Consider the following 12778-nt stretch of genomic DNA (forward strand, 5'->3'; position numbering starts at 1 on the left):
CTTCCTTTAGTTTTATATGCGATTATTTGATCACCCTTCGAATAACCGTCATGTTTTGTAATAGACATTCTCTCTAGCCGAGAGATTGATTTTACTTAAGGTATGTATATCCAGACATGCTTTATTAATGTTAAAAAAGCTTATACGGCTGAAAAACAGAAATTTTTCTATTGCAACGAAAACTAGACAATATGTGTGCTATAACAGTGCAGACAATTCAATGAATGAAACACTATTTGTGCCTTCCATAAATAGTGATAAAGATTTTAGGGTGAATCACGTTGGAACTTTTATCTGGTGGTGAAATGCTCGTTCGTGCTCTTGCGGACGAAGGCGTTGAACATGTTTTTGGTTATCCAGGCGGCGCTGTATTACATATTTATGATGCGCTATTTCAACAAGACAAAATTAATCATTACCTCGTACGTCATGAACAAGCTGCTGGTCATATGGCAGATGCTTACTCACGTGCCACAGGTAAGACTGGCGTAGTACTGGTCACTTCTGGACCTGGCGCAACTAATACTGTGACTCCAATTGCAACAGCTTATATGGACTCAATCCCAATGGTGATTTTGTCTGGCCAGGTTGCATCACATCTTATTGGTGAAGACGCTTTCCAAGAAACTGATATGGTAGGTATTTCACGTCCAATCGTGAAACACAGCTTCCAAGTTCGTCATGCAAGCGAAATTCCTGCAATTATCAAAAAAGCATTTTATATCGCAGCAAGTGGTCGCCCTGGTCCAGTTGTAGTCGATATTCCTAAAGATGCGACAAATCCTGCAGAAAAATTTGCGTACGAATATCCTGAAAAAGTGAAGATGCGTTCTTATCAGCCACCTTCACGTGGTCATTCTGGCCAAATTCGTAAAGCGATTGATGAGCTTTTAAGTGCAAAACGCCCTGTAATTTATACGGGTGGTGGTGTTGTTCAAGGTAATGCATCGGCATTATTGACTGAACTCGCACATTTACTAGGTTATCCAGTAACTAACACACTTATGGGCCTTGGTGGCTTCCCTGGCGATGATCCACAGTTTGTGGGCATGTTGGGTATGCACGGTACTTATGAAGCAAATATGGCGATGCATAATGCTGATGTCATTCTTGCAATTGGTGCGCGTTTTGATGACCGAGTAACCAATAACCCAGCAAAATTCTGTGTGAATGCTAAAGTTATTCATATTGATATTGATCCGGCGAGTATTTCAAAAACAATTATGGCGCACATTCCGATTGTAGGGGCGGTTGAGCCTGTACTTCAGGAAATGTTGACGCAGTTGAAACAATTGAATGTGTCTAAGCCAAACCCTGAAGCAATTGCTGCGTGGTGGGATCAAATTAATGAATGGCGTAAAGTTCATGGCTTAAAGTTTGAAACTCCGACTGATGGAACAATGAAGCCGCAGCAAGTTGTTGAAGCTTTATATAAAGTCACTAATGGTGATGCCATTATTACTTCGGATGTTGGCCAACACCAAATGTTTGGTGCGTTGTATTACAAATACAAACGTCCACGTCAATGGATTAACTCAGGCGGATTGGGCACCATGGGCGTAGGTTTACCTTATGCAATGGCTGCGAAGCTCGCTTTCCCAGATCAACAAGTTGTTTGTATTACTGGTGAAGCTTCAATTCAAATGTGTATTCAAGAGCTTTCAACGTGTAAGCAATATGGCATGAATGTGAAGATCTTGTGCTTGAATAACCGTGCTTTAGGTATGGTGAAGCAGTGGCAAGATATGAACTATGAGGGCCGTCACTCAAGCTCATACGTTGAATCATTGCCTGATTTTGGCAAGTTAATGGAAGCTTATGGTCACGTTGGTATCCAGATTGATCATGCTGATGAACTAGAGTCGAAGCTTGCTGAAGCAATGGCGATTAATGATAAATGTGTATTCATTAATGTCATGGTTGATCGCACGGAACATGTTTATCCAATGCTGATCGCAGGTCAGTCTATGAAGGATATGTGGTTAGGTAAAGGGGAGCGTACATAATGAGACATATTATTTCTGTACTCGTTGAAAACGAAGCTGGTGCGCTTTCTCGCCTTGTTGGTTTATTTAGCCAACGTGGATATAACATTGAAACACTGAATGTTGCGCCAACCGAAGACCCAACTTTGTCACGCTTAACATTAACAACTTATGGTGATGACCATAAGATTGAACAGATTACAAAGCAGCTCAATAAACTTGTTGAAGTTGTAAAAGTAGTTGATTTATCAGAAGGTTCACATATTGAGCGTGAACTGATGTTGATTAAAGTAAAAGCGTTAGGTGCTTCACGTGCTGAAATTAAGCGAACAGCGGATATTTTCCGTGCGCAGATTGTAGACGTGACACCAACGACCTATACCATTCAAATAGCAGGGACAACTGAAAAATTAGATGGTTTTATCGATGCGCTTGCAGAAAACACTATTCTAGAAGTCGTTCGTTCAGGTGTATCTGGTATCGCCCGTGGCGAAAAAGTATTAGCCATTTAATTTTTTAAAAAGTATTTTAGCGGAGAACACAAATGCAAATTTTTTACGATAAAGACTGTGACTTATCAATCATCCAAGGCAAGAAAGTAGCGATTATTGGTTACGGTTCTCAAGGTCATGCTCATGCACTTAACCTTAAAGACTCAGGCGTAGACGTAACTGTAGGTTTACGTGCAGATTCAGCTTCTTGGAAGAAAGCTGAAAATGCAGGTCTTAAAGTTGCAGAAGTTCCTGCTGCTGTTAAGCAAGCTGACCTCGTAATGATTTTGACTCCAGATGAATTTCAATCACAACTTTACCGTGACGTGATTGAGCCAAACATCAAAGAAGGCGCGACTCTTGCATTTGCTCATGGTTTCTCTGTTCTTTACAACCAAGTTGTTCCACGTAAAGATTTAGACGTAATCATGGTTGCTCCAAAAGCACCTGGTCACACTGTACGTTCAGAGTTCCAACGTGGTTCAGGTGTTCCTGACCTAATCGCAATCCACCAAGATGCTTCTGGTAATGCACGTAACGTTGCTCTTTCTTACGCTTCTGGCGTAGGTGGCGGCCGTACAGGTATTATCGAAACTTCATTCCGTGAAGAAACTGAAACTGACTTATTCGGTGAGCAAGCAGTTCTTTGTGGTGGTGCGGTTGAATTGGTGAAAATGGGCTTCGAAACTTTAGTTGAAGCTGGTTATGCACCAGAAATGGCTTACTTCGAATGTTTACACGAACTTAAATTGATCGTTGACTTAATGTTCGAGGGTGGTATCGCTGACATGAACTACTCAGTATCTAACAATGCTGAGTACGGCGAATATGTAACTGGTGTTGAAGTAATCAATGAACAATCTCGTGAAGCAATGCGTAATGCATTGAAACGTATTCAATCTGGTGAGTACGCTAAGATGTTCATTCAAGAAGGTGCGTTAAACTACCCATCTATGACTGCTCGTCGTCGTCAAAATGCTGCACATGGTATTGAAGTAACTGGTAATAAGTTACGTGCGATGATGCCTTGGATTCAAGCGAATAAAATCGTAGACAAAGAAAAGAACTAATTTTCTTTATCTAACGTTTTAAAAGAACCCTGCTTTAAGCAGGGTTCTTTATTTATACTATTTTATTTGAATGTGAAAATTGCGATTAGGCCAACTTGACTAGATTAAATAAATTCTATATTTTTCATATAATTGGCTGCTTAAATTTTATTTACTTTATTGATTTATAAAGTAAAAAATACTTGACCAAAAGATAGATAATGTTATTGTTTATAACTGACTGAATAAGTCAAATTTACTAAAATTTCTTTAACATGTTTAATTGTATTTTGGGCAATGAGTTGAACAAAATAAAAAAAAGTATTGAATAATCATGGAAGTCCAATATGGGTCATGTTGATTACGATAGCACATTGATCGTCGGCTCTTTTATTGCAGCTGGCTTCATTTGTTATATTGTAATTTCCATGGAGCAGCTAATATTCAAGCAAGTCTATAAGAAATTTGAATCCTTAATTTTATTTATTAATGGATTGCTACTCGCCTTAGCAATTAGCATCGTCCATATTGTTGGTATACAGGCTTATCATCTGTTTGATACAGCTCACTCTAATATTCCTTTAATTGCAATTTCTTATGCCATTAGTGCATTGTTATCTTGCATTGCGATGTGGTTGACTTCGCGTTTTACGCTCCCTTTATTTAGACTCATTTTGAGCTCGATTATTATGGGAATCGGAATTTCAGCTTCTTATTACATTAGCATGTTGGGCTGGAATATTAATGTTTATAAAAAAGATTACACTTCGTTTTTACTCTTATTTTCTGTATTAATTGCGATGAGTGGTTCAGGGCTAGCGTTTTTACTCGCCTATAAATTAAAAGACACGGAACGATATCGCTTAACTTTAAAAATCGCATTTTCGGTTATGATGACCTTAAGTATTATGGGGATGCACTACACAGCGCTTATTGCGACGAATATTACTGATAAATTTATTAGCCAATATCAGGCTGAGCATGACTTATTATTATTTACAATTATTCTAGTCACCTGTTTGGTACTCGTAGCAAGTTTTATTGTTGCAATGTTAGAGCAACGCCTTACTCAACAGAATTTAGAGCTGCGCAAAGCAAATAAAGAATTAGCTAACCTATCTATACAAGATAATTTGACTAAATTACCTAACCGCCTTTATTTGGTGGATTATGCTGAAGTCTTACTTTCAGATCATCGATACAAAGACCAGAAAATTGCTTTCTTATACATTGATTTAGATCGATTTAAATCGGTGAATGATGCATTTGGACATCATGTGGGGGATCAATTACTTATTCAGATGGCGAACCGCTTACATTGGCAACTCAATGAGAAGTGCAAACTGCTTAGAATTGGTGGTGATGAGTTTTTGCTTATTGCCGAAAATACAAATGCCGATGAAGCAGTTATTTTGGCTGAGAAAGTTTTACAGCTGATTCAAGAGAGTTATCAGATTTCTGGTAAAGAAATTAATATCTCTGCAAGTTTAGGGGTAGCACTATTTCCTGAGCACGGACAAAATGTTCAGGACTTACTCATGAACGCTGATGCCGCGATGCTCATGTCTAAAGAGCAAGGCCGAAATACTTACACCATCTTTAGTTATTCAACCCATCAACAAGAAACGAGAAGTCAGTCAAAACTGATCAATGATCTTTATAAGGCCGTAGAAGAAAAGCAGTTCATCTTATATTACCAACCAAAATTTAATACGAATCTTGAAGTCTGTGGCGTTGAAGCATTAATCCGTTGGAATCATCCAGCTTTAGGAATACTCACACCGCATATGTTTATAGAAGGTGCAGAAAAAACGGGTTTGATCATTCCAATGGGATATTGGGCACTTGAGCAAGCTTGCCTGCAAATTCAAGAGTGGGAACGCAGTAACACCCCATTTTATCCAGTCGCAGTAAACCTATCTGCACTACAGTTCGAAAATAAAAAATTATTTAGTACACTCGAAGCATTATTGAAAAAATATCAAATTCAACCTCATCACTTAATTGTTGAGATTACTGAATCAACAGCAATGCGACATATCGATTTAAGTATTCGAGCTTGTGAGCGACTACGTGATATGGGCATTCGAGTCGCAATTGATGATTTTGGAACAGGTCATTCAAGCTTTTTATATTTAAAAGATTTACCTGTAGATGAATTGAAAATTGATCGTGGTTTTATTGTTGACTTAAAACCAGGCTCAAAAGAAGAAGTTATATTAGAAAGTATAATACATTTAGCTAAAAAGTTGGGTTTAACCGTAACAGCGGAAGGGGTGGAAACTCAACAGCAAGTTGAGATTTTAACGCGTTTAGGTTGTCAGCAATTTCAGGGTTATTTATTAGGAATGCCTGTTCACGTCGATCAACTGATTGAATCTCAAGGCGCTCACTTCGCTTAATCTTTTCTATATCGATTTTTAAACCTAATATTTCCTTTTAATTTTATCTTTAAAGAACAATTAATTAAAATAAATTTATCTTCTAAAACACACCTATATATTTGTAGTAGTGAATAGTATTAGCTTCTCAGTTAGTTGAGTATTTTACATATAATAATTTATGAATATATACTGCAAGTATAAAGTAATACTAATAAATTGATGTTTGTATTTTATAAAATATAAGAGGTGAAAAGGGTTGTTATAAAGTATTATGAAGTTTATATAATAATTGAAATTGATGAAGATAGAACTAAATAAAAATATTAATTTTTAGGGGTTGAATAGATTTTTGGTGGAGTTGGAGAGTAGACTCCACCGAGTTAAAAAAATATTTTTTATATTTATTAAAATATAAATATTTAATTAATTTATAAATTAAATAGTTGCATACTCTCGAACTGTTTCTAATTCAATAATTTTGTTTATATAAGACCACGTTTGTTCTGGATTAATCTTTCCTTTATTTATAGTACCATCAATAATGATTCCATCTACAATGTTAAGAAAGAGCCCTGTTAGGATTTTTGTGTTTTCTACTTCTAACTCTGAAAGAGCTGAGAAAACTAATGAGTAAATCCACTCCCGATACTCATTAATTTGATGCTTAATAGAAGGGTACAATTGCATGACTTCGATTGTCGCTTTTTTAAATAAGCAGCCATTAAAGTCATCTGTATTAATCCAGTTGATATACCAATTAAATATTTTTTTTAATTTAATCAATGGGTTGTTGGTATTTTTTATTTTTTCCAATATCGAATATTGGATCTCTAAATTTCTTTTATAAAGACATTCTTCAATTAAGGCTTCTTTAGAAGAAAAGTATTTATAAAAAGTCATTTTTGCAACATTTGACTCAGCAATAATGCGATCAACACCAATAGAAGTATAGCTTTTTTGGTTAAAGAGGGATGTTGCTGTTGTTATAATAGTTTCTCTTTTTGTCATCGGGTTCCCCGTTGCGGATATTTTTTGATTAACTTTGCTATTGTAAAGTGTATAAGCTTAAATAAAACTTATTTTATAGTATTTAAAAAATTATATTTATTCAATAGCTTGGTTAATTTAAAAAACAACATATTATATATTTAATTGGCAATAGTTTACTTTTTTAAATATTATTAATTAATCCGTTGATTTGTTGAGATAATACACATAGTATCAACTTGTTAAGTATGGGTGTGCGGAATTTATTTTAGCAATTGAATGCAAAATTGTAATAAAGAGAGAGCCTATAACTTAACTATAAGAAAAACTTTTTACAGAGAATCATTATGTTAAAAAAATTTGAAGACTTTAATAATCCAAGAGAAAAAGCATTGCAGGGGATGAAAAATAGTATTCCTGCAAAACAATGGGATGAAAATTTACAATTTCTTAAACAGTTAAGAAAAACAATTGCAGAGTTACCAGTTTGTAATCATCCTGCTATTGAGCTGTTAAACGATGGATATCTTGATAAACAACGTTTGACTCTTATCCATTTAGAATATCGTCATGCGATTGTACAAATTTTTACTGACGCTCTATTAAAGGCTCAATTTTTAACAAAACAATTGGAACCTAAACTCCACTCTGGAGCGAAGATGTATCCACGGGTATTATTAAGTTTAAATATACTTGATGAGTTTGGCTTTCGCCCTGGTTTAGACAAAGATAATTACTATCTGGGTAATCCTGAATATGCTCATTATCCTTTATATGAAGATTTACTTAATGATTATGGTTTAACGGAACTTGACCGTCGTAATTATAAACCATCAAAATTTGCAGATCAGGTTAGATCATTTTTAGAGTCTTCTTATGATAGCTATATTAATGTTGTGGCGTTATTAGCTGTTGCAGAAGAAGAAGTCATTCTTTTTAGTCCTCCATTACGACAAGCAACCAAATTTGTGAATATTGATGTTGAAGGTGGGGGTTATTACCATGTTCATGGGGTATCTACTGATGAAGCATCAGAGGCTGCTGACGATGATCATGAAGATGACCTTTGGTTCGCGTTAGCGCAAGCAATTACAAAAGATGATTATGAAAGCTTAACCAAGTTATGTATTGATTATTGTGCTTTATGGAATGAATTCTGGGATGCACAAATTGCAGATGTCCAATTTATTGAAGAAAAAAAACTGGCATAACTATTCTACTAATTCTTAAAAAAGCTCATCTACGATCAGATGGGCTTTTTTATTATAAAATTTCTAAGACGTTAAGCCATATTTAAAAAAAAGTATTTAAAAAGCTTGTGAGTGGCTCATGGCTTATCAACAATCATTAAACACTTCTATAAATCTGCTACAATTACGCCAATTTTTATTTTGATCGACTTTAAGTCTTTGGCACTGCAATCTCCGCAGTAGGTGTATTTCATGAGTTTTAAAGATGAGTTAGCGGCACAGGTTGCTCAACGCCGCACATTTGCCATCATTTCCCACCCCGATGCCGGTAAAACAACCATGACAGAGAAATTACTGTTATGGGGTAAAGCAATTCAAGTTGCAGGGATGGTAAAAAGCCGTAAATCTGACCGCGCAGCTACATCTGACTGGATGGAAATGGAGAAAGAGCGTGGGATTTCCATTACCACTTCGGTTATGCAGTTCCCATATAAAGGTCATACTATTAACTTGCTCGATACACCAGGGCATGAAGACTTCTCTGAAGATACTTATCGTACTCTAACCGCTGTTGACTCGGCACTTATGGTGATTGACGGTGCAAAAGGTGTCGAAGAGCGTACCATCAAATTGATGGAAGTTTGTCGTATGCGTGACACTCCTATCATTTCATTTGTAAACAAGATGGACCGTGAGATTCGTGAACCACTTGAGTTGCTGGATGAAATTGAGAATGTCCTTAATATTCGTTGTGTACCTATTACATGGCCATTAGGGATGGGACGTGATTTTGCGGGTGTATACAACATTCTTGAGAATAAGTTGTATGTCTACAAAGCAGGCTTTGGCTCAACGATTACAGATATTGAAGTACGTGAAGGTTATGACCACGCAGATATCCGTGAAAAAGTAGGTGAGTTGGCTTGGGCATCTTTTGAAGAGTCACTTGAGCTCGTACAAATGGCGAACGAACCTTTAGACCGCGAATTATTTTTACAAGGTAAACAAACTCCAGTTCTATTTGGTACAGCATTAGGTAACTTTGGTGTTGACCATGTATTAGATGCATTTATGAATTGGGCACCAGAACCTAAAGCTCATCCAACACAAGAGCGTGTTGTTGATGCAAAAGAAGAAGGCTTTTCTGGTTTCGTATTTAAAATTCAAGCAAATATGGATCCGAAACACCGTGACCGTATTGCCTTTATGCGTATTTGCTCAGGTAAATACGAGAAAGGTTTGAAAATGAATCATGTACGTATTGGTAAAGATGTACGTATTAGTGATGCATTGACATTCCTTGCGGGTGAGCGTGAACATCTAGAAGAAGCGTGGCCAGGTGATATTATTGGTTTGCATAACCACGGCACAATTCAAATTGGTGATACTTTCACAAGTGGTGAAGATCTACATTTCACAGGTATTCCTCACTTTGCGCCAGAGATGTTCCGTCGTGTGCGTTTGAAAGATCCATTAAAGTCAAAACAATTGCAAAAAGGTTTGAAAGAGTTGTCTGAAGAAGGTGCAACTCAGGTATTTATGCCACAAATTAGCAATGACTTGATTGTGGGCGCAGTTGGTGTACTTCAGTTTGACGTTGTTGCTTACCGTCTGAAAGAAGAATATAAAGTTGACTGCGTGTATGAGCCTGTAAGTGTTAATACGGTTCGTTGGATTCATTGTGATGATGACAAGATTCTCAATGAATTTAAGAAAAAAGCCCATGATCAGCTTTCTATCGATGGTGGCGGTCACTTAACTTATCTTGCACCAAGTCGTGTCAACTTGCAGATTATGCAAGAGCGTTGGCCTGATATTCAGTTCCGTAACACACGTGAACACTAATCTTTGAGATTTGACATACAGCTTCGAACAGAAGCTGTTTTGTTTTGAAAAATAAGAAAGGATGATGAAATGAATTTGAATAGAAAGACAGTTATTGCACTTTTAGTTGCGGTAATCATATTACTTTTAGCTATTTGCCTTTTTGTCTGGAAAAGCTTTCAACCTTCATCATCTTCTCAAATGAAATCAGCTTCTACCCAAAATCAAAATATAGAGAAAGCGGAAGTACTACCATTTCTAAACTTGCAACAAGTAAAAGCTGATTATGCTTTGCCATTTTGTGAGAAGAAAAATTGTATTGATGTCGATATTCAAACAATAAAGACTCAAGATGCATGGCTAAATGAATGGATCGCGAAAAGTCAGGCTAAAGTAATTCAAGATCAAATTGATTTGAAAAAAGACTTAAGTTTGCAGCAAGCCGTTAATGCTTATGTTAAAAAGTCTGATGAATGGCAAGATAAATATTCAAAGAATCGGGCTTATGAATTGCATCTTCATACCCGTATTGCATCGCAGCGTAACCAATATGTTTTATTGCAATTAGGACTTGATACCAAGCAGGAAGAGCTCACGATTAAAGACCGTTATTACTTTTTTGTGGCCGACCGCAAACTGCATAAGAGCTTAACTTTGTTAGATGTTTTGAAAAAAGATCAACAAACTACTGTGCATCAAATGGTGCAGGTGGCCTATCAAGACTGGTTAAAAAAGCAGACTGCTGACATAAAGAAAGAAGCACCAAAAACTTTATATTGGGGACAGGCAGATTGGTTCTTTGATGGTGAAGGGGTTGGCTTACATTATCAGGCAAACCAGATTACTAAAGAAGCTCCACAGCTCGATATTTATTTATCTAAAGAACAGACCAAAAGAATATTACAACCCGAGGTTTATGAACAAATGTTTTAAGATGGTAGCAGAATTTGCAACCTCTATTTATATGCGCTAATTTCTTAGAAAGGCATAGCGTAATCTCCTTAGAATAAAAGGCAAAATATGATGTTATCTTCTAAAGCTTCACTACGATTAACTTTGCTTGCTTCTGCTATATTTTTGGCAGCATGCCAACCTAAAGCTGATCCTAAAGATTCTCAAGAGCAGCAGAAATCAACTGTTCAAGAACAAAAGCCAGTAGAGTTGACTTTGAAGGGTGAAACAATTCTTAGTAAGGTGGTTTTACCTGATTGTGATGGTAAAACTTGTCCAGAATTCACAGTTGAACGTTTACAAAGTAATTTTCCTTTTATTGACAAAATTATAGATCAACAAATCTTAAGTACATTAAATCAAATTTTAGAAATTGCTGAACCTGATGCTAAGGGCACGCAAACGGAACAAAAGTCAGAAGCTTCAGCGGTAGCGGGTGCAGAGCAAAAAAATAGCTTTGATGCACAGGTGCAACGGTATGCAAATTCATTTATTGATCTAGATAATGAGTTAAAGGCTTTAAGTAGTAATCATCAGATTAATCTTTTAGTTAAACCTAAGATTTTGCAGGCTCAAGGTAAAGTTGTAACTGTAGTGCTTAACAGTAGTAGTTATTTAGGTGGGGCTCATGGCTCTGCTGCACAGCATTATTGTAATTTTGATTTAAAAGAGCAAAAGCAAATTAAGCTTGAAGATTTATTACGTCCTCAGCAAAAAGCAGCTTTAGAGAAGTTAGCCCATGACGCCTTTAAGACATGGGTGACGGACTCTAAATTAGCTGATAATGTTGCTGACTATGAACAAGCATGGCCATTTAAATTATCTAATAACTTCTTGTTGGGTGAGCAAGGTTTAATCCTTCAATACGGTGAGTATGAAATTGGCCCATACGTGGTTGGACTCCCTCGATTAGTCATTCCTTATGACCAATTGCAAGATGTATTGAAAGAAGAATATTTGCCACAGCCTAAAGCCAAACCAGCTTCGGCACCAGTTGCAAAAAGTGCTGGCTAATGCATTTGTTTGATACCCATACCCATTTCGATGTTGCCGATTTTGATGAAGATCGGCAGCAATTAGCACTCGAGGCTAAAAAAGTGGGTGTAGATGCTTTGGTTTTAATTGGCTTTCTACAGTCACGTTTTGATGAGTTGGTGCAGACTCATCATCAGTTAAAAAGTTGGGAAAATGTGCCTACTTCTTATTTAGCACCAGGCTTACACCCATTTTATATTGAGCAGCATCAACCAGAGCATCTTTCTCATCTTGAACAAATCTTGCAGCAAGAAAACTGCGTGGCTGTAGGTGAAATTGGCTTAGATACTTTCTTGAAAGAACATAAGCAGCCAGATGTATATGCAAAGCAAAAACAATATTTTGCAGCTCAGTTAGAGCTTGCAACCCAATACCAAAAACCAGTGTTACTCCACATTCGAAAAGCGCACGGTGATGTGCTTGCTATATTAAAAGCTCAAAAATTTAAATTTGGCGGAATTGCTCATGCCTTTAGTGGTGGGGTAGAAGAGGCTAAGGGTCTTATCAAGCTTGGTTTTAAAATTGGTGTGACGGGGCAAATTACCAATCCAAATGCAAAAAAACTTCATACCGTTGTGCAGGCTATAGGTGCAGAGCACTTGGTGATTGAAACAGATTGTCCAGATATGACACCGCTTTGCTGTCAAACCTCAACAGAACAGCGAACTCGTAATACCCCTGTTAATTTACCTTACGTTCTACAAAGTTTGGCTGAAAATTTAAATATGTCAGAGCCAGATTTGGCTGAGTTGCTGTGGAAAAACTCTCTCACTGCATTGAAATTATCGTAATAAAAATCAAAGATTAGAAATAGTAACTAAAACAAAACACAGCGATTAAAAAAGAAGCTTAAAGTAAGAAAACAACATGTAAAAACGTGAA

Annotated in this window: 10 protein-coding genes; 9 read left to right on the forward strand and 1 reads right to left on the reverse strand. The window is 36.6% G+C overall.

What is annotated here, in order from left to right; genetic code table 11:
• The first annotated feature begins 281 nt into the window (after positions 1–281).
• The 4 genes from J580_RS18665 to J580_RS18680 all read left to right on the forward strand — a co-directional run bounded on the left by J580_RS18665 (position 282) and on the right by J580_RS18680 (position 5927).
• Positions 282–2006 carry an acetolactate synthase 3 large subunit gene (locus J580_RS18665; RefSeq protein WP_005079103.1) on the forward strand — a complete coding sequence of 575 codons (1725 nt, stop codon included), beginning with the start codon at positions 282–284 and terminating at the stop codon, positions 2004–2006.
• On the forward strand, positions 2006–2497 hold the full coding sequence (gene ilvN, locus J580_RS18670) for an acetolactate synthase small subunit (protein WP_002114824.1): 492 nt from the start codon (positions 2006–2008) through the stop codon (positions 2495–2497). Before J580_RS18665 ends, ilvN begins: the two co-directional genes overlap by 1 nt.
• 32 nt (positions 2498–2529) lie before the next feature.
• Positions 2530–3546, forward strand: a complete 1017-nt coding sequence (gene ilvC / locus J580_RS18675) for a ketol-acid reductoisomerase (protein ID WP_002115094.1) — start codon at positions 2530–2532, stop codon at positions 3544–3546.
• A gap of 326 nt (positions 3547–3872) precedes the next feature.
• On the forward strand, positions 3873–5927 hold the full coding sequence (locus J580_RS18680; protein ID WP_005066201.1) for an EAL domain-containing protein: 2055 nt from the start codon (positions 3873–3875) through the stop codon (positions 5925–5927).
• Between the two features lie 417 nt (positions 5928–6344).
• On the opposite strand, the gene J580_RS18685 is transcribed toward J580_RS18680, so the two are convergent.
• Positions 6345–6917 carry a TetR/AcrR family transcriptional regulator gene (locus tag J580_RS18685; RefSeq protein WP_032005218.1) on the reverse strand — a complete coding sequence of 191 codons (573 nt, stop codon included), beginning with the start codon at positions 6915–6917 and terminating at the stop codon, positions 6345–6347.
• A 326-nt stretch (positions 6918–7243) separates the two neighbouring features.
• Between J580_RS18685 and J580_RS18690 the strand changes: the two genes are divergently transcribed.
• From J580_RS18690 to J580_RS18710, 5 genes are all read left to right on the forward strand, one after another.
• Positions 7244–8107 (forward strand): hypothetical protein, encoded by an 864-nt coding sequence (locus J580_RS18690; RefSeq protein ID WP_032005220.1) that lies wholly within the window; start codon positions 7244–7246, stop codon positions 8105–8107.
• A gap of 231 nt (positions 8108–8338) precedes the next feature.
• Positions 8339–9931, forward strand: coding sequence for a peptide chain release factor 3 (locus J580_RS18695; protein ID WP_032005222.1), 1593 nt, complete (start codon positions 8339–8341; stop codon positions 9929–9931).
• 69 nt (positions 9932–10000) lie between these two features.
• Positions 10001–10843 carry a hypothetical protein gene (locus tag J580_RS18700; protein WP_032005224.1) on the forward strand — a complete coding sequence of 281 codons (843 nt, stop codon included), beginning with the start codon at positions 10001–10003 and terminating at the stop codon, positions 10841–10843.
• A gap of 90 nt (positions 10844–10933) precedes the next feature.
• Positions 10934–11875, forward strand: coding sequence for an RsiV family protein (locus J580_RS18705; protein WP_032005226.1), 942 nt, complete (start codon positions 10934–10936; stop codon positions 11873–11875).
• Complete coding sequence (locus tag J580_RS18710; RefSeq protein WP_032005228.1) at positions 11875–12687, forward strand: TatD family hydrolase; 813 nt, start codon at positions 11875–11877, stop codon at positions 12685–12687. Before J580_RS18705 ends, J580_RS18710 begins: the two co-directional genes overlap by 1 nt.
• Positions 12688–12778 lie beyond the last annotated feature (91 nt).

This window comes from Acinetobacter sp. 1542444 (assembly GCF_000581835.1).
GTDB classification, from domain to species: domain Bacteria; phylum Pseudomonadota; class Gammaproteobacteria; order Pseudomonadales; family Moraxellaceae; genus Acinetobacter; species Acinetobacter pittii.

Bases quoted from the DNA above. Each gene is read 5' to 3' on its own strand.
- ilvN (WP_002114824.1), top strand. From the start codon at position 2,006: ATGAGACATATTATTTCTGTACTCGTTGAAAACGAAGCTGGTGCGCTT.
- ilvC (WP_002115094.1), top strand. From the start codon at position 2,530: ATGCAAATTTTTTACGATAAAGACTGTGACTTATCAATCATCCAAGGC.
- J580_RS18680 (WP_005066201.1), top strand. From the start codon at position 3,873: ATGGGTCATGTTGATTACGATAGCACATTGATCGTCGGCTCTTTTATT.
- J580_RS18685 (WP_032005218.1), bottom strand. From the start codon at position 6,917: ATGACAAAAAGAGAAACTATTATAACAACAGCAACATCCCTCTTTAAC.
- J580_RS18690 (WP_032005220.1), top strand. From the start codon at position 7,244: ATGTTAAAAAAATTTGAAGACTTTAATAATCCAAGAGAAAAAGCATTG.
- J580_RS18695 (WP_032005222.1), top strand. From the start codon at position 8,339: ATGAGTTTTAAAGATGAGTTAGCGGCACAGGTTGCTCAACGCCGCACA.
- J580_RS18700 (WP_032005224.1), top strand. From the start codon at position 10,001: ATGAATTTGAATAGAAAGACAGTTATTGCACTTTTAGTTGCGGTAATC.
- J580_RS18705 (WP_032005226.1), top strand. From the start codon at position 10,934: ATGTTATCTTCTAAAGCTTCACTACGATTAACTTTGCTTGCTTCTGCT.
- J580_RS18710 (WP_032005228.1), top strand. From the start codon at position 11,875: ATGCATTTGTTTGATACCCATACCCATTTCGATGTTGCCGATTTTGAT.